The 25,843-nt window shown below is 60.0% G+C and carries 11 protein-coding genes and 1 tRNA gene; 2 read left to right on the top strand and 10 right to left on the bottom strand.

The window, feature by feature from the left end; genetic code table 11:
- Window positions 1–581: 581 nt before the first annotated feature.
- From HMPREF2712_RS05430 to HMPREF2712_RS05420, 3 genes are all read right to left on the bottom strand, one after another.
- A tRNA-Met gene (locus HMPREF2712_RS05430) sits at window positions 582–658 on the bottom strand.
- 332 nt (window positions 659–990) lie between these two features.
- Window positions 991–4,134 (bottom strand): UPF0182 family membrane protein, encoded by a 3,144-nt coding sequence (locus HMPREF2712_RS05425; protein ID WP_070819466.1) that lies wholly within the window; start codon window positions 4,132–4,134, stop codon window positions 991–993.
- A gap of 273 nt (window positions 4,135–4,407) precedes the next feature.
- Window positions 4,408–5,631 carry a YlbL family protein gene (locus HMPREF2712_RS05420; protein ID WP_070616096.1) on the bottom strand — a complete coding sequence of 408 codons (1,224 nt, stop codon included), beginning with the start codon at window positions 5,629–5,631 and terminating at the stop codon, window positions 4,408–4,410.
- Between the two features lie 321 nt (window positions 5,632–5,952).
- Between HMPREF2712_RS05420 and HMPREF2712_RS05415 the strand changes: the two genes are divergently transcribed.
- Window positions 5,953–7,416, top strand: a complete 1,464-nt coding sequence (locus HMPREF2712_RS05415) for a zinc-dependent metalloprotease (RefSeq protein ID WP_070616098.1) — start codon at window positions 5,953–5,955, stop codon at window positions 7,414–7,416.
- A 119-nt stretch (window positions 7,417–7,535) separates the two neighbouring features.
- Here HMPREF2712_RS05415 and HMPREF2712_RS05410 read toward each other — a convergent pair whose 3' ends face one another.
- Together HMPREF2712_RS05410 and HMPREF2712_RS05405 are read right to left on the bottom strand one after the other, a co-directional pair.
- Window positions 7,536–8,174: a M48 metallopeptidase family protein gene (locus HMPREF2712_RS05410; RefSeq protein WP_070616100.1), complete on the bottom strand. Its 639-nt coding sequence runs from the start codon at window positions 8,172–8,174 to the stop codon at window positions 7,536–7,538.
- The gene (locus HMPREF2712_RS05405; protein WP_070819465.1) at window positions 8,158–10,092 is read right to left on the bottom strand and encodes an ATP-dependent helicase; all 1,935 of its coding nucleotides are present in this window, start codon (window positions 10,090–10,092) and stop codon (window positions 8,158–8,160) included. The genes HMPREF2712_RS05410 and HMPREF2712_RS05405 overlap by 17 nt, the downstream gene beginning before the upstream one ends.
- Before the next feature lie 326 nt (window positions 10,093–10,418).
- Here HMPREF2712_RS05405 and HMPREF2712_RS05400 point away from each other — a divergent pair, with 326 nt between their 5' ends.
- The gene (locus tag HMPREF2712_RS05400) at window positions 10,419–11,420 is read left to right on the top strand and encodes a phosphotransferase (RefSeq protein WP_049341877.1); all 1,002 of its coding nucleotides are present in this window, start codon (window positions 10,419–10,421) and stop codon (window positions 11,418–11,420) included.
- Window positions 11,421–12,522: 1,102 nt separating this feature from the next.
- Here HMPREF2712_RS05400 and HMPREF2712_RS05395 read toward each other — a convergent pair.
- The 5 genes from HMPREF2712_RS05395 to HMPREF2712_RS05375 all read right to left on the bottom strand — a co-directional run bounded on the left by HMPREF2712_RS05395 (window position 12,523) and on the right by HMPREF2712_RS05375 (window position 25,647).
- Window positions 12,523–17,274 carry an ATP-dependent DNA helicase gene (locus HMPREF2712_RS05395; RefSeq protein WP_070819464.1) on the bottom strand — a complete coding sequence of 1,584 codons (4,752 nt, stop codon included), beginning with the start codon at window positions 17,272–17,274 and terminating at the stop codon, window positions 12,523–12,525.
- A gap of 79 nt (window positions 17,275–17,353) precedes the next feature.
- Window positions 17,354–21,196: a UrvD/REP family ATP-dependent DNA helicase gene (locus tag HMPREF2712_RS05390; RefSeq protein WP_070819463.1), complete on the bottom strand. Its 3,843-nt coding sequence runs from the start codon at window positions 21,194–21,196 to the stop codon at window positions 17,354–17,356.
- 164 nt (window positions 21,197–21,360) lie between these two features.
- Complete coding sequence (locus tag HMPREF2712_RS05385; RefSeq protein ID WP_070819462.1) at window positions 21,361–22,941, bottom strand: PDDEXK family nuclease; 1,581 nt, start codon at window positions 22,939–22,941, stop codon at window positions 21,361–21,363.
- 47 nt (window positions 22,942–22,988) lie between these two features.
- Window positions 22,989–24,563, bottom strand: a complete 1,575-nt coding sequence (locus HMPREF2712_RS05380; protein WP_070819461.1) for a PDDEXK family nuclease — start codon at window positions 24,561–24,563, stop codon at window positions 22,989–22,991.
- A 28-nt stretch (window positions 24,564–24,591) separates the two neighbouring features.
- On the bottom strand, window positions 24,592–25,647 hold the full coding sequence (locus tag HMPREF2712_RS05375) for a DNA cytosine methyltransferase (RefSeq protein WP_070819695.1): 1,056 nt from the start codon (window positions 25,645–25,647) through the stop codon (window positions 24,592–24,594).
- Between the last annotated feature and the right edge of the window lie 196 nt (window positions 25,648–25,843).

Here is a 25,843-nt window from a genome sequence, read left to right as displayed (position 1 = left end):
CACCCATCACAAGCAACGGGCCGATCACCACACGGTTACACCACTATGCGGGACGCTACTCTTTCACCGCTTAGTTACCGCCTGTTTGAGGCTAAGCGGTATATCGAAAACGTTGGTATATCAGTCAAAACATGGTGTGTTGCCGCCTCTACCGCCTAATTTCTAAAAAGTGTACACGCGAGTGTTCATCTTCCTACATATGCGTGTGTATATATAAAAGTTTTCGGTTTTAGGCGGTGAAGGCGGTAAAGGGTTGGGATTCGGTTGAGATACGAGGGAAAATGCTATACCGCTTTTGCATTTTCAGGCGGTAAACAGCCGGTATCAACGCCGATTAGGCGGTGAAAATCCTCCTCTGCAACCTCCCTCCCACGAGATCATGCACGAGCGAAGATAGTCATACGCCCCGAAGGGGCGTTGGATGATAGTCCTCGATGTTGGGTGATAGTCCCCCCTCCCCCCACCTCGACGACGGGCCTGAGTTTGGCTGAAAGGTAGGGAATAACATAGGGATTCGGTCTCGTCAGGGCAAAACAAAACCCGGTATCTCAGCGACTTTTCGTTGAGATACCGGGTTTTTCTGGTTGCGGGGACAGGATTTGAACCTGCGACCTCCGGGTTATGAGCCCGGCGAGCTACCGAACTGCTCCACCCCGCGGCGACTCATACAACTATACAGACCCCAAACCGGGCATGCAAGCCAAAAACGCGATTTGTAACCAAGCACACAAAAATAGGGGCTGTTGGGTAGAAAGCAGTTGGGTAGGAATAGGGGCTACGGGGCAGTGCCAGGGGTAGAACATACAGGAACGGGGTGGAAGTGAATCACTTCCACCCCGTTCCCGCAGAGATGTTCCCGCAGAGACCGCTAGAGCTAGTCGGTAGGAGCCGTATCCAGTGCAGGCCCCGGATCTAGAGCGAGGACGCTAGACCCGTGAGCATCCGGTATGGGCTACTCCCCCGCTGTCTCTTAGGCTTAGCCTCTTAGTCTTAGCGAGAAGCCGAGGCGCTGGCGCTGGGCTTCGCGCTTGCGGGGGCGCTTGCAGAAGCCGCGGCACTGGGAGCTGCAGAGGCGCTCGGAGCCGCAGAGGCACTGGGCGCTGCCGAAGCCTTAGCGGAAGCCGCGTTCTGCGCCTCCTCAGCCTCCAGAGCCTTCTTCACGGCTGCTTCCAGACGCTTCTGAGCCTCACCGTAGGCAGCCCAGTCGCCCTTCTTCATCGCCGCATCAGCATCGGTCATCGCCTTCGAGGCATCCGTCAGAGCCTGCTTCAGCTCCGAAGACTGCGAAGCCGAAGAACCTCCGGTCGAAGCACCCGAAGAACCAGAGGAGCCGGAGGCAGAAGCCGAGGGGCTAGCCGCCGAACCGTCCAGCTTCGCGCCCGAGGAGCCGCCGAACACCTGGTTCAGCGCCTCCTCCAGAGTCGGAGCGAAACCGACCTTATCGCCGAAGCTCACCAGCACACGCTGCAGACGCGGGTACTTAGCGTCACCGCTCGACTGCACGTACACCGGCTGAACGTACAACATGCCGCCGCCCACCGGCAGAGTCAGCATATTGCCGTTAATAACCTCGGACGAACCGCGGCGCAGCAGGTTCAGCTGGTTCGACACCTCAGCATCAGAGTTGAAAATGTTCTGAGCCTGGCCGGGGCCGGGAACCACCGAAGAACGCGGCAACTCCAGCAGACGCAGCTTGCCGTAGTCGGGGCTACGCTCGCCGTCCTTACCGGTACCGGCATCACCATTAGCGGCAAGGAAGCCGTACATCACGTTACGAGAGTTCGAATCGCTCTGCTGAGGAATGAACGTGGTCGTCAACGAGAAGTGCGCGCGCGAATCGCCGGGCATCTGCAGGGACAGGTAGTAGGGCGAAATCGGCTGGTTACGATCATTGGTCGGGTCATTCGGAATCGACCAGACATCGTCACCTGCGTAGAAGCTATTCGCGTTCGTCACGTGGTACTTATTCAGCATGGTGCGCTGAATATTGAACATGTCAGTCGGGTAACGCACGTGGCTCATCAGCGAAGCGTTCATCTCACGGTAGCTCTTCACCGTGCCAGGGAAAACGCCCTGCCATGCCTTCAGCACCGGATCCTCCTCATCCCACGCGTACAGGGTCACCGAACCGTCGTACGCGTCCACGGTAGCCTTCACCGAGTTACGGATGTAGTTCACCGAGTTAGAACGCTGAGCACCCGCAGCGGTTGCCGCATCCTGGGAGCTACCCTGCGCGTAGGGGAACTGATCGCTCGTGGTGTAAGCATCCACAATCCACTGCACGCGATTATTCACAATCGCCGGGTACGGCTTAGAATCCACGCTCAGGTACGGCGCCACCTTACGCACACGATCCAGCGGGTTACGTTCGTACAGAATCTGCGAGCCCTCACGCACCGCATCCGACAGCAGAATGTCAGAGGACTGGAACTTAATCGCGTAGGACAGGCGAGCCAGCAGCGAATCAACGCGAGGACCACCGTAACCGGTGAAGGTGTACTTCGCATCGGAGGCGTTGGTTTCGTCAGCAGAAAGCGGACGGTCCAGCTCCAGGGTGTCACCCTTACCGCCCACAATCGAATACTCCGGCGAGCTCGTGCCGAAGTAAATACGCGGCTCGTAATCCTCGCTCAGGGTACCGGTCGCCTTAATACCGGACTGCAAGAACTTCGGGTTACCCGCAGAATCCACCTGGTTACCATAGGCGGCAATCACACCGTAACCGTGGGTGTACACCACGTGGCGGTTATACCAAGAATCGCCGCTGGTCTGCGCCGGGTTCAGCTCACGAGCCGCCAGCACCGTATCCTGCGTGGTGTTACCCACCGCATAGCGGTCCACCGACAGCTGCGAATCAAAACGGTAGTACGGGCGGAACTGCTGCATCTGCGCAAACGCCGAGGACACAACATTCGGATCCAGCAGGCGGATATTCGCAATGGTCGCGCTCGAAGAGCTCAACGCACCGGCGCGGGTATCAATCGTCGCGTCATACGGGGTGGTCTCAATCTTGTCCAGACCGTACGCGTAACGGGTCGCATCAATATTGCGCTGAATGAACTTTGACTGAGCGCCCTGCTCATTCGGAACCACCTGGAAACGCTGAACAATCCACGGGTACAGGCCGCCAGCAACCACGGCAACAATCACCAGCATCGCGGTGCTAATCAGCGGCAGACGCCAACGATTCATCGAAGCAGCCACCACAAACATGATCGCCACCAGCAAAGCAGAAATCGCCAAAATAGCGTTCACCGGAATCGACGAGTTCACATCCGTGTACATTGCGCCAGCCCAGCGGCCCACCTGCTGCTGAGTCGACGAATAGCGGTCCAACCAGAAGCTCACCGCACGAGTCAGCAAAAACACAGCCACCACAATCGCAGCGTGACGGCGGAACGCCACGGTAGTGCTCACACCACCGGGCTGAACCTTAATACCGCCGTAGAAGTAGTGCATGAACAGACCCGCGAGCGCCGACAGCACCACAGCAGAGGTCAGTAGAGTCACCACCATACGGAAGAATGGCAACGCAAACAGGAAGAAACCGTAATCCAGACCAAACTCCGGGTCAGTCTTACCGAAGGACTGCTGATTGAAGAACAGCGCGACGGTGCTCCACTGAGTCATCGTCGCTGAAGCAATGAACAGACCCAACAGCAGCGGAACCACAATCAGCAGAACCTTACGCGCCTTATCCACGCTCTCGTGGTAGCGGCGCATGCTCTCCTCAGCACGCTGCTGACCAAACACATCACGCAGCATCTGCTCGGCAGCATCCGTGCCGCTCGTCGGCACGCTCTGATTCGGGTTCGGCGCCTCCTGCGGCTCCTTCTCGGACGCCGGCGCCACATCAGCATGACGGACCGCGTAGGACATCGAAGCCCACAGCGGCACAGCAATCACCACGGCAGCCACCACAAACACGGCTGCCTTCAACAAAATCTGGGTAGTGAACACGGTGCTATAACCCAGCTGATCAAACCACAGCCAGTCCGTGTACACCTGGGACGCACCCACAAAAGCAGCAATGAGCACCGCCACCACAGCAATCGTCACCCGCAGGGGGCTACGACGCTTAGGCGTTGACTTCTTCGGCTTGGGATGCGCGGTGTTATTGGTCGACTCAGACACAATTCCTCGCTCATCATACGTTTAGAGAAAATAACTGCCTTTAAGTATCTCAGAGGTACAGCAGAAGGGCAGAACCTCGTAGAAGTTCGGGGCGAAATATGACCGGGTTGAGAGGTTTTGGGACGCGAAATGCTGAGGTGAGAGGTGCTGGCGAGGATTACGGAGACGCAGACGAGGACAGAGAATAGGGTGCAGAACAGCCCCGGTACCGTAAAGTACCGGGGCTGACTTCTACGCTATACGGGTGAGAACCTCGCGGAGAGAAACGTTACGTTAGGAACCGCAGCGGGGCAGGGAATCATCCGGGGTGCCGGACTTAATCGCCTCCACCGTCTTCACCGCTTCATCCAGGGTCGACACCGGCACAACCACCATCGTGCCGCGCACCTGACCGGCATGATAGTAGTTGAACAGGTCGGGGTCCTGCGCCTGCATCTTCACAATCGAATCGCAGTTCTCCTTAGGCGCCAAGAAGTAGCGCGCACCGTAACGGCCCGTCGCCAGGATCTTGTACTTGATGCCGCCAATTGCGCCGACCTTACCGTTCGCATCAATCGTGCCGGTACCCGAAATGTAGCTGCGGTACGGGTCGCCTCCGGCGTCCTCATCGGCGAGCAGAGTACCCTCGCTCAGCTTATCGACCGTGCCCAGTGCCAGCATCAGACCCGCACTCGGGCCGCCCACACCGTCCAGGTTGTACTGCACGTGTGCCGGCAGGTCATAGCTCTGCTTCAAACCCGCGCCCAGAATCCAGCGGCTATCGTCACTGGCACGAACCGGGGTCAGATTAAACGTCTGCTGCTTGCCGCCACGTTCCACAGTCACGTCAATCGGCGAACCGTTCGAGGCGTTCACCGCCTTCGGAACATCGGTGAGGGTCTCAATCTGCTTCTCCCCCACCTTCACGATGCGGTCATCAGCCTTCAGAGCGCTCGCCGCCGGGGAACCCTCCACCGTGGAAAGCACCTGCACCTTCTCGGTCACCGCCATCTTCAGCTGGCGCATCGCCGCGACCTTCGCCTGAGTCTGCGAATCAGCCATCTGCGCGCCGGTCGCCGCCGTCGCCTGCTCATGGCTCACGTGCGGGTACAGGGCATCGGTCGGCACCACGAGGCTGCGGTTACCGTCAAACGCCAACCAGCCGTAGAACGCCTCCGCGCCGGACAGCTCCGTGTACGGGCCGCCCGAAACCGACACCGTGGTCATGTTCATCTTGCCGAACGTCTTATAGCTCGGCGCACCCGAGACCTCAATGACGTCCTTCTCCTGGTAGGTTCCGAGCACATCAAAGAGCGGGCCGGGGCCCTCCTTCACATAGGAGCTGGGCAGAACAAAAGCACCAGCCAGCAGGGCGCACGTCGCCACAGCGCTGACCGAACGCAAGTTCACGCGGCGCGGCGCAAAACGCGAACGGCGCTTAGCCGCCTTCTCATTACTCTTCACGCTCGCGGAGGCGGCGTTCGGCTGCTGCTCAGCATCGGGGGTGGACTTAGTCATGGTTTCTACAGTACCGGATAAACCGGCTTTTCAGCACGCGGGCGGGCACTGTGACAACACGCAGGCGGGCACCGTCACCCCGCTAAAAATAGAGCAACCAGGAGGCGTTCACGCTCTGACCCGCACCGCGCTGTGTCAGCACCCGACGGTGACAGCGGCACGAAAAAGCTCCCAAACCCCGACCCCAAAGACAAGCTTGTGAGCCCTTAGCTGATTAACCCGCCTCCACAGAGTCAGCACGGGAAATTCTCAGCAAAAATCGGTAGGCTGGACAGCGAGCGGGCCAGCTACGCCCACCCCCGGATTACGAAAGGCTTCTACATGTCTGAGAACCCCACCGGCGGCGCCTCCAACGAGCGCGACCCCCTCGAAGAATTCATTAAGAAGATGCAGGAGCAGGGCTTCGACCCCTCCGCAGGGGCAACCGGCCAGGGCGGTAAGGGCGCCTCCTCCAACGCGCAGAACCCCTTCGGCGCGCTCTTCGGCGAAGGCGGCCAGAACCCCTTCGGCATCAGCATCGACCCCGAAGACCTGAAGAACATGGGCATGAGCTTCGACCCCGCCATGATGCAGAGCATGTTCGCGCAGGTACAGGCAATGTTCTCCGGCGCGGGCGCATCCGACAGCCCCAGCGGCGTGAACTGGGACAACGTGAAGAACCAGACCCGCCAGATGCTCGCCGCCAAGGGTGAAGACCCCTCCGTACCCGAAAACCTCAAGCGCGCCGTAGAAGACGCGGCGAACCTCGCCGACCTCTGGCTGGACGCAGTGACCACCATTGAACGCCACAACCACCCGGTACAGGCATGGTCCAAGGCAGAATGGGTTGAGCATTCCTTCGACTCCTGGCGCGAAATGGTCGAGCCGGTCGCAGCCGAAGTCACCCAGTCCATGGTCATGCCCGGCGCACCCGAAGACGTACCCGAAGAGATCTCGCAGATTCTCAACAGCGGTTTCTTGAACAACATTGGTTCCGTAATTTTTGGTGCGCAGATGGCACAGGCACTCGCGCAGCTCGCCGGTGAGGTGTACTCCTCCACCGACGTGGGCTTCCCCCTCGCGCCCGGTTCCTCCGCTCTGCTGCCCAACGGCTATCAGCAGCTCGCCGACAGTATCGAGGTGCCCCCGCAGGAGGTCCTGCTCTACCTTGCCGTGCGTGAATCCGCGCTGATCCGCCTGCACAAGGCAAACCCCTGGCTGCGTGAAGACCTGGTCCAGCTTGTGGCGCGCTACGCCCGCGGCATCCGCGTGGACATGAACCGCATGCAGGACGCCGCATCCCAGGTGGACATGAGCAACCCCGACGCCGTACAGGAAGCATTCGAAGGCGGCATGTTCAGCCCCCAGCGCACCGAAGACCAGGAACTGGCGGTACAGCGCCTTGAGGGTCTGCTCGCCCTCATCGAAGGCTGGGTATCCGTCGTCACCGAGGACGCGACCCGCAACCTGCCCAAGGCACCGCAGCTGACCGAAATCATGGCGCGCCGCCGCATCGACGGCGGCCCCAGCGAGCAGGTCTTCGAGAACCTGGTCGGCCTGGAACTGCGCCCGCGCCTGGTGCGTGAGGCACAGCAGTTCTGGCGCTGGTACGAAAACTCCCACGGCATTGAGGCGCGCGACGGCCTCTGGGACACCCCGGAGACCCTGCCCACCCCCGCCGAGCTGGAAGACTTCACCGCATACGATGCGCGCATGAACGAAATCAGCCTGGACGACGTGGACTTCGACTCGGAGCTGCAGAAGCTGCTGGACGGCGGCTTCGGCGACGCACCCGAAGAAAAGTAGAGCAAAGTAAAACTGAGCGGCGAAAGTAAATAGCTGACAGTCGAGCGGGGGTGGCTTGTGAATGTACAAGCCACCCCCGCTCGAATGTTTCGGTGGGTTGGTAGGTTTTTGGGTCTGCTTTAGTCGGCGCTGTTTTCGTCGCGCTCGCTCTCAGCACCTTCGCCCTCCGCACGCGAGCGCCCCAGCGCGTACCCCTCCAGGTAGGCCTGTGCTCGCAGCAGCTGCGGGTAGCGCGCCTCCAGGGCACGGAACGCCGCCGAATGATTCGGCTGCAACAGGTGGCAGAGCTCGTGGTGAATCACCGAATCCAGCACGTACTCGGGCACGCCCTGCAGCTCCGAGGAGATGCGGATCTGTGTGTTCGCGTAGGTTGCCGAGCCCCAGCGCTGACGTTGGTTGCTCACCCAGCGAATCGACAGCTTCTCGAGCCTGCCCGAGGCAACCAGCTCCGGCAGGTTCTTCTGCGCCAGGTGCAGGGCGCGGGAGCGCAGGTACTCGTCCGTGACCGTCAGCTGCGTGGCACGCTCACGGCGCGCGGCACGACGCTGAATGCGCGGCAGCAGGCGGGCAATATGCTCGTCAATCTCCTCGCTCGTGCTCGCGGCGGGAATGAGCAGGCGGTAGGCGGGGTTGCCGTGCTCATCCACACCGTCGCGTTGCATGCTGATGGTGCGGGTGCGGCGCGCCGAGCGGACTAGCTCAATCTGCGGGCGGTCCTCGGTGGCGGGCAGAATTTCACGTTTAAAACGCTGAGCCATAGTCTCCTCTTCCCTTCGACGAACGGCGAGTCTGAGCCGAGCAGGGCTGAGCCGAACGAGCCTGGCTATACGACGAGCCGGCGCTCTCAGCCCTGCGGCGGCGCTTCGCCGGATCAATATCGTCCAGGAAACGCGAGCGCTTACGCTGACCGCGACCGCCCACGGTGCGGGTCATCGTCCAGGTTAGCCACAGGTACTTGCGGGCGCGCGTAATGCCCACGTACAGCAGGCGGCGCTCCTCATCCACCTCGTCCGGGGTGGTCGCAAAAGTGATGGGCATGAGGCCCTCGTTCAGGCCGCACAGGAACACGGCGTCCCACTCCAGGCCCTTAGCCGCATGCAGGGAGGCGAGGGTTACACCGTTGACCTGCGGTGCGTCGTTGAATTCGCTGCGGTGGTTCAGGGTCGCCACGACCTCGTGCATGGTCAAAGGTAGCGGCTCGGGCACGCCCGGGCGCGGGTTCGCGCGGTGCTCCTGAAGCTGCTCTTGGCGGTGCTGCGCCATCATGTCCACCATGTGCACCAGGGCGGTGAGGGACTCCCACTTCTGGCGGGTGGCGCCTCCCGAAAGGGGGCCTTCCTCCTTATAGCCGAGGCCGCCGAGCACATCGCGGGTGTAGCGGGTGACGTCCTCTGTACCGTCCGTGGACTTCGCCGAACCGCGCAGGGCAAGCATCGCCTGCTTGACCTCGGGGCGCTCAAAGAAACGCTCCGCGCCACGCAGCTGGTACGGAATGTGGACGGCAGCCAGCGCAGACTCAATCGCCGCCGACTGCGCGTTCGTGCGGAACAGCACCGCAATCTCCGCAGGCGGCACGCCGTCCTTCTCAATCAGGTCGCGGATATCCTCGGCAATGCCGGCCGCCTCCTGCTCATCGTCGGCATAGCCGAACCACTCCACATCCACGCCGGGGCCGCGCTGAGACATCAACTCCAGCGGCGGCGCCCACGAATGCGGGCTCGAATCCGGATGCGGACGACGCGCCGCCAATAGGCGGTTCGCCAACTCCACCACCTGCGAATGGGAACGGTAGTCGCGGGTCAGCTTCACCGTGTGCGCGCCACGGTACCGGCGCGCAAAATCCAGCAGGTAACGGCTGGTTGCGCCGGTAAAAGAGTAAATCGTCTGGGAGGCATCGCCCACCACGCAAATATCGTCGCGGCCGCCCAGCCACACATCCAGCAGGCGCTGCTGTAGCGGGGACACGTCCTGGTACTCGTCCACCACAAAATGGCGGTACTGGTTGCGGACGGTCGCGGCGAGCTTCTCGTCCTCCTCCAGCATGGCGATGGTCAGCAGCAGTACGTCCTCAAAATCGATGAGGTTACGCTCATCCTTCAAATCCTCATACGCCTGGAAAATACGCTGCATATTCTGCGGGGTAATCGCCGAGGGCAGCTGCTTCTCACTCAGACGTTGCATGATGGTGTCCGGGGTGAGTAGCTGAACTTTCGCCCACTCAATCAGCGACGCCAAATCACGCAGCAGGGAACGATCCGTGCTGATGCGCAGACGGTTCGCCGCCTCCGTAATGAGCGCTGCCTTATTCTGCACGATGGACGGGAACGTACCGCCCACCACCTGCGGCCAGAAATACGCCAGCTGACGCAGCGCCGCCGAGTGGAAAGTACGCGCCTGCACGCCGTGCGCTCCCAGCTGGTGCAGGCGGGTACGCATCTCCTCCGCCGCGCGCAGGGTAAAAGTCAGGGCGAGTACGCGCGGGCCCTGGTAGCGACCGATTGCAATACCGTAGGCGATGCGGTGCGTAATCGCGCGGGTCTTACCGGTACCGGCACCCGCCAGCACGCGCATGGGGCCGTCCAGTTCGGTGGCGACCGCACGCTGATCCGGGTCAAGCCCGGCGAGGATATCGTCTGCGGAGATTATATGCTGAGGCTGCTGAGGTGTGGCGGTCATAATGCTCCATCAGTAAGGCGGGCGGTACGGGCAAGGCGGCGTGCGCTCGCGCGGGCATACGGACGTGTGTATGCGGGTGCGCGAGGCGGTGATAGCCGGTCTTCCATTGTATTCTCCCAGACTGTGTTCTCCAGACCTGCCGCGGCTTCTTAGCTGTTGCTTTCGTTCAGGACGTGAGGAACCCGCATGTTTGGACGCGCGCGGTGAGAAGCTCAACGGACTGCGCAAGCGAGCACGTTTAGGCTTGTCCACATGTATCTTCACCACTTGGCATAAAGATCCTAAAAACTACTAAACGGCACACATTGGTTTGGTAACCTTAACCCGTGACTTTATCTCCCCTTCAGCTAGCAGCCATTGTCTCCGCCGGAGTGCCCGGGATTTACCCCGTCGGCGCCGAACCGGTCCGCGAAGACAGCGACGACTTCGACTCGGCAATCATCGCCGACTCCACCGGTCGCCGCTGGCGAGTGCGCGCCCCGCGCCGCCCCGACGCCAGCATGCGTCTGGAAGCTGAACACCTCATCCTGCAGTCGTTCAGCCCCGGTCTGCGCGCCCGACTGCCCTTCGCCGTACCCACCGTCGCCGGCACCGTACCCTACGCGGGCGGCAACGTGTTCGTGTACACGCACATCCCCGGCACCATCTACGACGTGGACCAGCTCGCCGAGCTGAGCCGCCGCGAAGTTGCGGCGAACCGCCCCTCCCTGGCATCCATCATTGCCAAGGACATCGCGACCCTGCACGTGATGCCCGAAGACATCATTTACGAAGCCGACCTGCCCTCCTACTCTTCGGAGCAGATTCGTCTGCGCAAGAACGCCGAGCTGGAGCGTGCCGCCGCAACCGGCAAGGTGCCCGCCGACCTGCTCGCGCACTGGCGTGCTGTGCTCTCCCCCGGACCAATGTGGCAGTTCCGCCCGCGTGTGGTCCACGGCGACATGGGCGCAGAGAACCTCGTACTGCACGTGACTCCTACGGAGGCGCGCATCGTGGAGGTCACCGGTTGGTCCGATGTGCACGTGGGCGACCCCGCGCAGGACTTCGCGTGGCTGTACTCCTGCCAGGACATCGACTTCACCGACGAGGCAATCGAGGTGTACCGCCAGCAGATGCCTCAGCTGCCCGACGCCTACCTGGCGCAGCGTGCGAACTTCTACGCAGAGTTCGCGATCGCCCAGTGGCTCACCCACACCGTGGAGGTTGGCGACCGCGACGGCGCAACCCACGCAGTGTCCATGCTCCTGGACATTCAGGACGACCTGCGTGCCTCCGGCGAACTGCTCGGACAGGAGGAGGTCGGCCCGCTGGTCGGCCCCGCCGAATAGATATTGGTCGGTCCCGCCGAGTAGCTCATAGGGTAAATAGCCGCCAGGTTGTTGCCAGCCAGGGTGTCACCTGCCGCATAGGTTTTCGGTTCAACTAGGTTTTCGGTTCAGCCCCGTAGTACTGCACTGCGGGGCTGAACTGTATCTACTGGGCTGTATATCCGCTGACTCGCGCCCGGTAAAACCTGCTCTCCTGACTGTCTGTCACTGACTGTCTGCCAAACCGACGGGATGATGCCTATAAGGGTTAGTGGAAGGGCTTTAGTGGCCTTTTTGACAAAATTTCTTTAAGTGTTTCCCCTCACCTTTTGAGCACTAGTTTTGCATTTTTGTGCATGAATGACTCAGATTAAGGCTGAGACTTGAAGGTGCGCTAAAGGTGTCATTCACAATATTTCCCGGACGCAAATACGCCATAAACTCACATAAACCAACTTTTGATTTCAAGAGTCCACAGAGCATCAACTTCACCTTGAACCATGCTCAAAATAGTGCATTTTAGGGTAAAAACTTACCCTGTAGATTTTTTCAAAAACTCCTGGAATACTTTTGCTGTGCCGCGAGAAAACCAGCGGACACACTCCCCATAGCGCACTGACCAGCGCTGATATCGTGGCAGCGATAAAGTGGGGAGACAGATTGGACGGGACCCTGACCGGTCATGTCAGACCCGAGCCGGATTCATGCACCGCGCAACCAATCACCGATGGCAGAAATCTATAGAGTTACTTTCGAGGTTGTGTTTGAGAGTAAAGACGCACGCAAACCCCACGGGGCGCCGGCGGCGCGAGTGAGGCCGCGAGAGCGGCAGTCGTTCGGCGCGATTCTTTCCCGGAGCGTGCGAGGGCACGAAGTACCTCTATAGTTCTTCAGCGGCTGAGGACGCCTCATCACCCTAATGCAGTGGGGTGAAGAGGCGTTCTCTGCCATTAACCGCAGAAGTCCACACAGAAAAGCAGCTCACGAGGCGCAATGCCTCCGTGAGCTGCTTTTCTGTATTCAGTTACGGCGGGCGCTCGCACTGCGCTGGCACTGGCCTGTGCAAACTGGCACTGTGCAGGCTAGTACGCGAGCGCATGTCTCCGCCGCCTAGCCTTGCTGCCTAGCCCTTGCGCGCCTCACGAATCACCTTCGCCAGCTGCGCCTCCGTGGGCAGGCCGCCGCGGATCTGGTGGTCCCACACCTCCGCAACACCCTTGCCGCCCAGGTACACGAATACGGTGCTGATACGCTCCGGGTTCACGCCCATAATGCGGGAGAACGCGATGCGGTACAGGCCCAGCTGGAAGCGTCGAGACTGCATGGTCGCCATCTTCGGGCGGGAGCCGCTCTTCCAATCCACCAGGACCCAGCGTTCGCCGTCTTCATCCTCGGTGCGGAACACCGCGTCGATACGGCCGCGCAGGCTTACGCCCTCGATGTGGGTTTCGACCGGGTATTCGACCGCCCAGATGCGGTCCTTCCACTCGTCGCTACCCCACTCGCTGGTGGCGAAGCGCTCCCAGAGGCGCTGAACGGAGGCGTCCAGTTCGCTCTCGGACTCCTCGAAGGCGTCCTCGAAGGTGAACTGGTCCTGTTCCTGCAGGTCAGCGGGATCTGCGGGCGCGGTGGAGGTGGAGGCGGCAGCGGAACCAGGCAGGTCAACGCCCACCGTGTCCTCCGCGTCGGGTGCCTCCAGCGGGTCGGCGCTCGGCACCACACCGAAGTGCTCCTCAATTAGCGCGTGCACCGCCGTACCAATCGTTGCCGCACGCGAGGGACGCTGAGGCACCGGGCGCATCAGCTGATGCACTGTGCCCTGCGGGTCCTCGCTCAGACGAATGAACGTGGATGCGGACAGGTGCCCCGGCAGCTGATCGCTCAGCACCGGGTCGGTCTGCCCCATCATGAGTAGCAGCAGGTCGGCTTCGCGTTCCCAGTCCACCGCCTGCTGGCGCAGGGATTCGGGAATGGCGGACTCGCCGTGTACAGCGGGTACGGCGGTTGCAGGATGGCTTGTGCTCTCCCCCGATACATCCCCGCTCTGGTGCACGTCATCTTCACCCGCGCCGACGGCAAGCTCCACCGCCAGTGCGGCACGCTCCACCGCCTCGCGACGGCTCGAGGAGTTAATCGCAATCTCACGTTCCAGCTGCTCATGCTGGCCGCGGCGAAGCATCGCCTCCGTGCCCCGGTTGAGAGCATCGTCAGAAGCCCAACGCCAAATCACGGGGCGCTCCAGCGGGTCAAAAGGCCACATGGCGGTCAGCACCGCACCCAGGTTCGGGTTCCTGTCCTCGTAGTTCTTCTGGGCGAACTGGCCGCGCACCTCAATCGGCAGCGCCGCCGCCACTGTCGGTGAGAAACCGGGCTGAGGCGGTTGCGCCTCACGCCATTTCTCCCGCTCGGTGGCTTCGATAATCCATTCGGGCACCGGCAGGTTCAGGCGGGTACAGTTCTCCGCCACCGTGCGTGCTCGTACGGAAGGAGCCGCCAGCTGCCAATCCTGCGCGAGGGCGGGAGCCATGACCTCAACCAGCGCCCACGCGTAGCGTTGCACCTGCTCGGCGTAGGTTGCCCGAGCGTTCGCGCTCGCCTCCGCCTGTACGGGGGTGAGCTCGTCGGCGTCTACGGGGTAGAGTTCCAGAGCCTTCAGCAGCGCCGCCTCATCGGGGGCGGGCGGCAGGTTCGAGGGGTCCACAACCGTACCGTGCACCAGGGTCACCGGCTCCACCAGGCGGTACTTCGACTCCGCCAGCTGCTCAGCCCAGCGGCGCACATGGTTCAGGTGCACCTTCTTGCGCTTATCGGCGGGGTTCGGCATCGTGTACGACAGGCCCATGCCCACCAGCTGCGGTGCCGCCCAGGGGGTATCCATTGTCTCTTCGAAACGCACAGAGGGCGCATCCACCATGGGCGTATTCGGGCCGAAGAGCGATTTGAAAAGCATCTCCATCAGCTCCTCCCAGAAGGGCTGCACCGGCAGGGGGAGCATAGCGGCGCTCTTCCAGCGGTAGGCGCTCAACGCCAGCAGGTTACGGGCACGGGTCATCGCCACGTACATGAGGCGGCGGTCCTCCATGCCGGCATGCTCGGCGGCATCATCCTTGTGCTCGGCCAGGTAGTCTTCCAGGTCCTTCGCCTTCTCGAAGGCGGTAATCTCCTCCGGGGTCTCAAGAATCGACGGAAGGTACTCGCGGTCGCCACGCAGCGGCCAGGGCAGAGCCGCATTAGCCGACATCTGCCACAGGTTCGGGGTCTGCCCGCCGGTCGCACTACCGCACAGGCCCGGCAGAAGCACGTGATCCCACTCCAGGCCCTTCGCCGCGTGCATGGTCATCAGCTGCACCGCGTTCGGGTCAGGTTCGACGGCGCCCAGCGCCAGGCCCTTCTCCTCGTCATCGGCACGTTCAAGCCACGCGAGGAAGCCCATCACGTAGCTCACGCCGCCCGAAGACAGCAGGAAGCGGCGCGCACCCGGGTCGCCCTCCTCCGCGCTCACGCCGTCAGAGCCGGCGTAAATCATCGCGTTAATACGCGGCGCCGACATGCCGTAGGCGGCGGCCACCTCGTGGAAAGCGTCCAGGTTCGCGCGTGAACCCAGCGGGTCGGTACCCGGGCGGACCGCCAGCTCAATATCCAGCAGCATGGTCCGCTCAATCTCGTACAGAAGCGTGCCCAAATCCTCACTCAAACCGGCACGCAACACGCGCATCTGCTCAGCAAAAGCACGCAGACGCTCCAGCGCAGCCGGGGAGAAACGGCGGCCGCGGTACTGCTCACCGTAGAGAGGTTCGCCGTCCGCGCCATCCTGCGGCAGGTTCTCCACCGCCTCAATCAGGGAGGCGTAGCCGGAGGAGTCCTCCACCGCACCCTTGAGGGTTTCGTCCAGGCGTTCCTGGGCGGCACGCAGGTGCTCCGCCTGCAGGTTGATAGCGGCAGCATCGTCAGCGTCTTCCGCCTCGGCGAGCATACGCAACGCCATCTGCTCACGCAGGGCACGCTCACGCTCACGCACCAGCGACTGCGCCCAATCACCCAGCGCCAACATATCTGCCGCACCCAGGCGCCAACGCGCACCCGTCAGCAGGCGCGCCAGGGCATCCGAACGGTTCGGATCAGCCAGCACACGCAACGCCGACACCAAATCCACAACCTCCGGCTGGGAAAGCAAACCGCCCAAACCCACCTGTTGCACCGGAATACCCAGACGCTCGCACTCCACACGAATCGGGTCCAGCTGACCATGCACACGCGCCAACACCGCAATCTCAGGCATCTTCAAACGCGGACGCACAGAACCATCACCGGAACGATGCGCCGCGTAGGCGCGCTCATACTCACGCACCGCCTGCGCACGCATCGCCGCAATACGCTCGGCAATAGCCACAGCCTCCTCGCGGTCAGAGTCGTGGTACGTCAAATCAACGCGCCCCACCATGCCCGCGGCAGCCTGCTCAAAGGCGGGTGAACCAGGCTCCCCCACCAGAGCGCAGCGCGGGCGCAGGTCAGGAACCTGAGCGGCGGTAATATCGCCGTCGGCGGCACGCACCCACTCGGGAACCTCCTTCAGCTTCTCCGCCACGTGGTTCGCCGCGTTCAGCACCGAAATGTCGTTACGCCACGCGATGGACAGGAACAGCGGCCGCACATGCGCGGTCGGGAAATGGCGGTAGAAGCTGAACATCTGACCGTCCGAAGCGCCACGGAAACCGTAAATCGACTGCTTCGGGTCGCCCACAGCCATCACCGGATGCGCCGGAATACCCGCCGCCTCATCGGCACCGTAAATCGAGGAGAACAAGCTCATCTGCGCGTGCGAAGTGTCCTGGAACTCGTCCAGCAGAACCACCTTGAAGCGGGCACGCTCACCCTCACGGATCGCCGGGTCAGCCTCCGCAATGCGGGCGGCAAAACGCATCAGGTCACCAAAATCCAGCACCTGCATGCGCGCCTTCACGCGGGCGTAGCTCATCACCATGCGCGCGTACACTCGGCGGTTCCGCAGCAGACGCTGAACCTTCAGAATGTCCTTCTCAGTCTTCGTCTCACGGCGAGGCTCGGGCACCGCCGCATACGCCGCCAACTGCTCGGTGCAGAAGTCAATAACCTGTTGCGGCTCCACCAGGTGCTCCGCGCACTCGTCAGAAAGCTGCAGCATCTGGTTAATCATGGTCGCCGCAGACACCGGCACGCCGTCCTTATCGAGGGGAAGCTCCCCCTCCCAGTACTGCACAATCTGCGCGGCAAGCTGCCACTTCTGCGCATCGCCAAGCATCTGCGCGTCCTGCTCCACGCCCAGGCGCAAACCGTACTCTTTGACGAGGTTATTCGCGTAGGAGTGGTAGGTGAGCACGGTCGGGTCAGCGATGCCCTCGCGCAGCTCCTCATCGCTCGGGGCGACGCGGCGGCTACGGCGCAGAGTGTTCAGACCGGCACGCATACGGCTGCGCAGCTCGGTTGCCGCCTTGCGGGTGAAGGTCACGCCGAGCACCTCTTCAGGGCGCACAAAACCGTTATCGACCAGCCAAATCACGCGGTCAACCATGGTCGCGGTCTTACCCGAACCGGCACCGGCAATGACGAGGGTCGGGGCGGGGCCCGCCTCAATCATGCGGACCTGCTCGGGGGTCGGCTTCTTACCGTCGGCGCCGTTGAGCATCTCGGCAATGTCGAGGGCGCTGCGGTAGTCGGCAGGCTTCAGCGCGGGGTCATTCGCGGCGGCTTCAGCAGAGAAGAGCACGCCGTTGGGCAGCTGCCAGCTATTGTGCTCGCACCACTGGGCGGGGGTGAGCATGCCGGTGCCAGAACCGGGGTGAGCGCCGGGGTTAGTAGCGCCCTGCATATCAGCGCTATATGCGCCAGAGTCAGTCATGATTCCTCTTCCTCATGGATCATTCTCATGGGAGGTTCGGGGTGAGTGATATCGAAAGTAAACGTAGGGTACGCGACTACTAGGGCTGCGTCACCTGGCGGCCGCGCGTACAAATCGGGCAGATCTCCGGCAGACGGCACCCATAGCCGCCCTCACGGTGACGAGCCTGCACCTGCGAGCCAGCAATCAGCTCCGCGGCGTGCTGCACCAGCTCAGCCGCCCACGAATCGTGCTCCGTCAGAGCCGGCTGGACCTGCAGGCGAGTCTTGCTCTCGTCGGTCACGCCCGAGGCGCCCAACTGCACGAGCGCTGCGCCTGCGGAATGACCCGTGTAGCCGGTGTACTCCAGCTCCTGGGGGCGGGCATCCGGTAGCGGCTCGCCCGCCTCCAGAGCGGCGGCTTCGGCGCGGTAACGCTCCTCCAGCTGCGCACCGGCGCCAGCCTCCACCGCAATCTGGTAGGCGGCAAGCTGCGGATGCGTCTCCATCTCCGAGCCGGTCGGCTTAGACTTACCGGTTTTCAGGTCAACAATGGCGTAGCGGCGGGTGCCGTCCTCCGCCGGGGCGGTACCCTCGAGGCGGTCCACACGACCGGTGAGCAGCGCATCTAGCTCGCCAACCTCACCGGCGGGGTCGAAGGGCACGGGCACACGCACCGCGAAGGAGCCTTCAACACCGAGGTTCTGCCAGCCGGCGTCACCCATGTGCTGACGGTAGTAGTAGCTCAGGCGCAGAATCATGCGCTTGGCGCGCTCGTAGAGGGCGTAGGATTCCCAGGGCACGCGCTCGCGGTACTCTTCGTCGGTTTCGTCCTCCTTGCGGGCGGGCACGCCGAGGGAGCTAATGCGCTCGTCGAGGGCGGTTTGGAGCTCTTCGAGGGTGCCGGTCGGGTATTCCTCGGCGATGGCGTGAACGAGCGTACCGAGGGAGCGGGACAGGTCGGTTTGGGCTTCCGCGCGGGCGGCGGAAACCAGCCAGTCCAGCGGGGAGCTGTGGATGGTTTCCAGGCGCGAAGGCGAAAGCGTAATCGTGCGGCGGCCAGGGTTTTCGGCAGGGTTTTCAGCCTGTTCTTCGCCGTGTTCTTCACCGTGGTTTTCGTCCAGCTCAGCGTGGTCTGCCGGGCGGTGCGCAAAAAGTAGCTCAGTGCTAGAAAGCGGCAGCAGGCCCCACCACTCGTCGGGTGCGGCGCCGGGTGCCTGGGCGTTCGCCAGGCGCGCCAGAGTGCGGGAGGCGGCATCGAGTCGGTACGCGGAAGCCTCCGGGGTGAGTGTCTCTTCCTCCGGTGCGTTGTGCATCGGTGCGCCGTCCTGAGCCTCTTCGGCACGCATCGCGTTCATCGATTCCTCAACGAGGGTGCGGCGAAGCTCCGCCACGAGGGAACGCAGGGTTGCGGGGCGGCGCACGCGGGTAATCGGCACATCCGTGGAGTCGCCGACCGCGTCGGTGGGCAGCACGAAGTCGAAGAACTCGCCGGGCGCCTCATCGTCGTTACGCACGGCGGTGAGTACGAGGCGGGTGCTAGCTCGGGTGGCGGCGACGGCGAACATGCGTAGCTCATCGTGGCGGGTGTCGCGCACGCGCTCGGGGTAGCTGCGGATGCGGGCGGGCGGCACCGGCTGCTCGCTCTCGCCCGGCTGTTGTTCTGCCTGCTGTGCGCGCTGGCGGAGGCGCGCATCGCACAGGTCCGTAAGGTCGCCGGTGCTCAGCAGGGAGCCGCGCACGGTGGTGTTGGGCCAGGTGCCTTCCTGCAGGCCGCATACATATACGGTGCGCCAGGACTGACCGGCTGCGAGCGCGGGGGTGAGAATCTCGACCGCGTCTTGGCGTACGCCGCGGGCGGCGAGGGTGTCCATGGGCAGGTCCTGCGCGTCGATGAAGTCGAGGAACTGCTCGGCACCGGCGCCGCGCATCTGCTCGTCGAATCGGTCGGCGGCTTCGAAGAGGCCAATCATGGCGTCGAGGTTACGGTGGGCTGCATCAGCGTCGGGGCCTGCGCCGCGCGACTGGGCGACCCAGGTTTTTTCGAGGCCGCTGGCTTCCCAGAGCGCCCAGAGCACTTCGGTGCTGGTGGATTCGGGGCGGGCGAGTGCTTTACGTCCGGCGGAGAGCACGGCTGCGATGCGGTGCACGGCGCGTCCTACGCCCTCTTCGGGGAGGGTTTCGGGGTGTAGCAGGGCGCCAAGGAGCAGGTCGTCGCTGGGTCGGTGTCCACCGCTTTGCAGTTCGATGGATCGTAGCTGCTGGCGGAGTCGTCGCACGTCCATGCTGGATGCGCCGCCGAGCCGGGAGGTGAGCAGGGTGATGGCGCTCTGCGCGCCGCCGAGGGGGTTGGCGCGGCTTTCTTCGGCGATGACGTCGTTGAGGCTTCGGCGCATGAGCTCTTCAGCTTCGGCGGCGCTGAGGGCCTCATACCCGGGTCGCTCCCTCGCCTCCGTACCTTCTCCAGCGGGCATGTGCACGGCGGGGTTCAGCGCCTTCTCGCCACGCTTGCGGGCGTAGACGAGCAGACTGAGCGCGTCGAGGAAGGGGCGCACGGCGGGCTCGTCACGCACCGGCACGAGCGCCGCGGAGGTGCGCGACGGAATGCCGTTCGAGGAGAGCACGCGGCGGATGCGCGCCACGTCCGCGCCGTTACGCACGATGATGGCGGATTCGCGGTAGGGGTGGTTGCCGTAGATGCGTTCTTCGAGCAGCATTTGGGCGATGAGGTTCGCCTCGTCCTGGGAGCTGGAAAGCGCATACTTATACACGCCGGCGGGTGCGGTGCGGTAGTGTGCGGGGTCGAGGATTTTACCGTCGGCGCCCAGGTGCAGCAGCGGTTCGTCGGTGGTACCCCAGGTGAGGGCTTCGTCGGCGGGGGTGGTGTTGATGCGTCCGAAGGTTGCGGGCGCGCCGCTCTTTACGCCATCCTTCGCACCCTCCTGCTCGGCGGTGAGCGGCACAAATCGGGTGTAGCGCGGCAGGCGGCGGCGAATATCCGCCACGAACGGCATCATGAGTGCGGGCAGGCGGTATGAGGTGGTGAGCGTGCGGGTACGCATGCTGGGGAAGCTCGCCTGCAGGGTGGTGACGAGGTCGGGGCGGGCGCCACGGAAGCCCTGGACGACGGCTTCGTCGCTGTAGGTCATGACAACCTGGGGGCCTTCAGCGAAGAGGTCGGGGTGGGTTTCGGTCAGGTGCGCGGCGTCTGCGGGCGGCTCTTCCGCGGCGATGAGGCGCAGCAGCCGGTAGATGGAGGGGCTGAGTTCCTGCACGTCGTCGATGAGGATCAGGTCGTAGCGGCGGCGTTCTTCGGCGAGGAATTCGGGGGCGCGCAGCAGCAGCCGGCAGGCGTCGTTGATGAGTACTGCCGGGTCGTAGGCGTTTTTGGCGCGGAGGGCTCGCACGGCACGGTATTCGGTGTGCAGTTGGGCGAGGGCGTGCCAGGCGGGCTGGTTGTGTTCGGTGGCGAGGGCGTGTACGTCGTCGGCGGTGAGGTCGTATTCTGCCATGCGGTCGAAGAAGTCGCGGATTTCGTGGCGGAATCCGCGGGTGGGTAGGGCGTCGCGGAGTACGTCGGGCCAGGCGGGGCCGGGTGCGATGCCTTCGGCGTGGTTGGCGAGTAGTTCGCCGATGATGACGTCTTGTTCGGGGCCGGAGAGGAGTTTGAGGTTGCCTTCTACGCCGCTGAGTAGCCCGCGGGTTTGGGCTCGTTTGAGCAGGTCGAAGGCATATGCGGCCCAGGCGCGGGTGGGTGCTACGGAGAGGCTTCGGTCGCTGGATGCGGCGATGGTGTCTCGCATGCGGGTCGCGGCGGTGCGGGTGGGTGCGAGGATGAGCAGTCGGGCGGGGTCGTTGCCGTCGGCGAGGTAGCGCAGGGCGCGTTCGGTGAGGTGGTGGGTTTTACCGGTTCCGGGGATGCCGGTGAGAAGTTGGGTTGTCATGGTTTCAGTCTATCGGGTGGGCAGCTGGTTCACCTCCGCTGTCGGTCGATATCGACTATACAGACACAGTTTTAGCCATCTCCGTAAATGAAATTTTTGGCTATCAAGAAAAGCTCACCCACAAGTCAAAAATATCAAAACTTGCGGGTAAGCTTTACCCTTGATTAGTCAATGTCCTTTAAAGTAATCGCGCGGTTCACCGAGAAGATTTCACGAATTTCATCATGCGTATACGGCTTTTTCTGATGCCGCTCCACCATCCGGATGATATCTCGAGCCGTGACGGCAGATCCCAAAACGCCAGATTTATTCGAAATATACCTAATTTGAGAGTTTATATTTTTCCCATAATCTGACACCACATATGCAAAAAATGAAAGATTAGCAAATTCAAACCCGTATTCTGAGTAACGCTCAATGTATCCAATCATGCGATTTTTATGATCATTGCTAATGCTGTATTTTTTATTATAGGCTTTGGTATCCAAAATTCCCGCCCATTTTCCATCACGGGAACCTACAACGATATCAGGTACACTGCCTTTCTGCCCAATATGCTCGGCGCAGACCCCAAACATATCAGCAAAAATTGAAGAAGTTGCCTTCTCGAATTCAGTAGCTCTTTTGCGCCCACCACGTGACAGCTCAATATATTTCTGAAGAAATAGGTCTCCAAATCCATATGGGTACTTTTTTGAAAGAATTTGCTCCGTATTCTCGAAGGGCACTCCAGATTTTTTTGAAATAGTGCTAATGAGTTGCTCATCTACCCTCTCGATATAACATGTCTTTGCGTATTCCTCAACATACATAAGTACAAGTCGTTCTCTAATATCCTCTGGGGATACACGACCCTTCTTGCCACAACGAGAGGTGTACCTAGTCTTTCCAGGACGCAAACCATATCGCCCCTGAAAATACTCCTCATTGTCAGCATTATTGAGTAGCGGTTTAGAAGCGTACTTCTCTACCAGTTCTCGAGCTTCTTCCTCCATACCAGCGACGATAGACCAGTTACCGTTTTGCCGTTCAATAAGTTGGGTATATTCCAGCCAGTTACCACAGGTATTCGCGATATCCCTAAGCCCTGTAACAACATTTGTCATATTAATTTCTTTTTTAGTTCTAGGAAGCTTATATAGATAAATGAAGTCATCTTCTAATAATTCATCGCCAACACGTCGATATTTAAGAATGCGCGACACGACATCGTCTACACAAGATTGTTTATTGGAGACACCATGTTCAATAACAATCTTTGCGATTTCATCTTTCTCACTAAGATAATTATCAAGATGCCTATCTAATAGGAGTTGTAAAATAAATATAAACGGACGCACCGCAAAACGGCTATCAACCGAAGAAGGCCCCTTGTAGGAGAAAGTACTGGGGAATTGATTTTCCACAACCTGCTTTTTAATAATCTCAAAAGGAGGCATATCATTTTTAACTAGCGCCTCCCCGGCATCCGTTAGATAACACACATTGTCTTTATCTTGATAAAAAAGCCCAAGGCTTCTAAACCAAGCGCGGTATGTACGTGCCCCTCCACCCGTTCGGTCAAATCGAGGTCCTTCTCCCTTAATCCCTGCACGTTCAAGATTTTCTTCAAAGGAAAGCTCGATCTCCCGCCCTTCAGAACTCCAACTGCGTCCCTCAAACAGAAGAGCGAATTCCCTCAAAGCTTGAGCGGTAGATAGCAAACTACGCTTGGGACGGGGAAACCACCACATATTATGAGCCATAAAATATTCCCTTTCACACAAAATCTTTAAAAGAAGAAATTAATCTTCTACCCAATATCTTCAAACGTAATTGCACGATTCAGCGAGAAAATTTCGCGAATCTCCGAGTGGGCGTACGGCTTCTTCTGATGCCGTTCCACCATACGCACAATATCGCGTGCAGTAATCACAGATCCAGGAACACCGGATTTCTCAGAGATAGTACGAATCTGAGGCGTTACCGAATTCTTGTAGTCAGAAACCACATACGAGAAGAACGCGAGCGTCGCAAATTCAGGGCCATACTTCGGGTACCGTTCGATATACTCGACCATACGGTTACGGTGGTCATGTCCGATACTGTATCCCTTGGCATATGCTTTACTGTCCAAGATGCCAGACCAGCCTTCTTCGCGAGAGGCGACAACCACGTCCGGGACAATGCCCTTCTGACCGATATGCTCTGCGTAGAGCCCAAAGATGTCGGCAAAAATTGAAGTTGTTGCCTTCTCAAATTCAGTAGCCCTATCACGTGATTCAAAGGCCATCTGTACATACTCAGAAAGGAAGGAATCGACAAAGCCGTTCGGATACTTAGCGGAGAGAATACGTTCGGTTTCCACCGCAGAAACACCCGTCTCCGCTGCAATATCAGCAACAAGCTGGGTATCCACGCGGTTGATAAGACGCTCAGCCACGTACTTTTCAGCCACTAGGAGGACATTCTTCTCCTCAATCTTCTTCGAAGAAACGCTGCCGGTCCCCTCAAGACGTCGAGTGTCTTTGAACTTACCAGGGCGCAAACCATACTTACGCTGGAAGTATTCCTCATCGTTAGGCTTAGCGACCAGCGCTTTCGATGAGTATTCTTCGACTAGCTTACGTGCTTCGTCCTCAGCGCCCGAAGCAATCGTCCAGGTGCCCTTATAACGTTCAATAAGCTGGGTGTACCCCAGCCAGTTACCGCAGGTATTCGCAATGTCTCCGTGATTCGCAAAAATCTTCTCAAGGAGAGGAGCCGCCCTAGGAGTGGTATAGAGCTCTACATAGTTCTCTTCCAAAGATTCGTCACCGATACGACGGTGTTCAAGGATACGAGATACGACGTCATCCACACACGACTGCTTATTCGATACGCCATGTGCGATGACAATTTTCCCGATTTCTTCCTTCTCAGTCAGGTAGCCTTCAAGACGCTCGTCCAGAAGAAGCTGCAGAAGGAAGACGAAAGGGCGAACTTTGAACCGTGAATCGACAGCGGACTGCCCCTTATAGGTAAAGGCGCTGGGGAACTGATAATCCAAAACCTGCTTCTTGAGCACCGTAAGAGGAGGCATTTCCTGCTTTACCAGTGCTTCTCCAGCGTCCGTTAGCCAGAACTTCCCGTCCTCATCCATAAAGACAAGGCCGAGACTTTTCAGCCAGGCTCGATACGTGCGGGCCCCGCCACCAGTCTGATCTCGACGTTTTCCCTTCGCTTTAAGACCGGCAAGCTCCAGGTTCTTTTCGATGGTCAGTTCCGTTGTCTTATCAGTCGTTTTCCAGACCTTGCCCTCTGCTTCAAGAGCAATTGCCATCAGACAGCGGGGAACGGGCGGCAGACTACGCTTGGGGCGGGTAACCCACCACGTATTACGAGCCATACAAACTACTCCCTTGCAGTTTCTTTAATTAGTAGGAGGCTTCTTGACTAGGGTATTCTTCGCCCTTAAACGTCCTCAAAATCGCTTCAAATATAACACGGGCTCCCTCAGCAGGAACCGCCATGCCTATCTGCTTACGAACAGACTCTTTACTACCTGCAAAATTGTAGTCATCGGGGAACGTCTGCAAACGCGCACGCTCACGGTTAGTGAGCGCTCGGTTCTCTTCCCAGTGGTACATATGGGTACCGCCACCGCCAGAACCGGTTACGGTATAAGCGGGCTTTTCAGGGTGGAGACGCTTGTAAATCTGGGAAATCTTTGCACCCTTAACCTTCAGCTGGAGATGTTCAGGAATATCCGCAGTAAAAGCATTCTGTCCCGGTTTGATGTATGACAAGCGTTCCTGAACGACCTGCGACTGCTTAGTCAATTCGGTACCAGTCATCTCAGCAGTGATAGGAGGCTGCTCCAATGCGGTACGAGCCGACACATCATGATTGCGATAAGGCTCAGTAGAGGGAACCTTGAACTCTACATCCTGGTCATTACGAATGCCCACGATAATAATGCGGTGGCGTGCCTGAGGAACACCGTATTCTTCAAACTTATAGAGATTGGTCACGAGCTTGTAACCAGCCTTCTCAAAGGTCTCAAGAATCTGGTTAAAGGCTTTACCCTCATTAGCGCTACGAAGGCCGCCGACATTCTCAGCAAGGAACCACAGAGGCTGGAACATTTCCAAGGCCTTAGCACCATAGGTATAAAGCGGACCGTAAGTACCGTCCAGGCCCTTCTGTTCGCCCACAGTAGAGAAGTCATTGCAGGGGAAGCCGAAAGCTAGACCATCAATATCGCCCAGCTCTTTCAGCACGGAGTAGTCAAGCTCTCGAATATCAGCATGCACTACAGATTCAGGGCGATCCGGGCAGATATTTTGGCGGTAAGTATTGCACGTATCTTCGTCGTAGTCAGTCGCCCACTGGTGAACAATCTTCCAGTCGGGGTCAGAGATAGAAGCGCGGGTTGCGCCAATAGCAAGGCCACCGGGGCCACAAAAAAGTTCACCTAGCTTAAATTCCATGCCCACAACTATACCCTAATATATTCGAAAATATAACCACGAGCTGCACATATTTTCGAATATTGAAAATATTAAAGTATCTAAAAATATATTTAATTGAATCAAAAATCATATTCTCACCATCCTCTTAGTATTCGAACGCACAAGCAACCACATGTATAGCTTCCCCCTTTCGTTCCAATGAGCGCCCAACTTA

It is taken from the genome of Rothia sp. HMSC064F07 (assembly GCF_001837265.1).
Taxonomy (GTDB): Bacteria; Actinomycetota; Actinomycetes; order Actinomycetales; family Micrococcaceae; genus Rothia; species Rothia mucilaginosa.
Note: the sequence above shows the minus strand (reverse complement) of the source record. Positions and strands in the feature narration are given on the sequence as shown.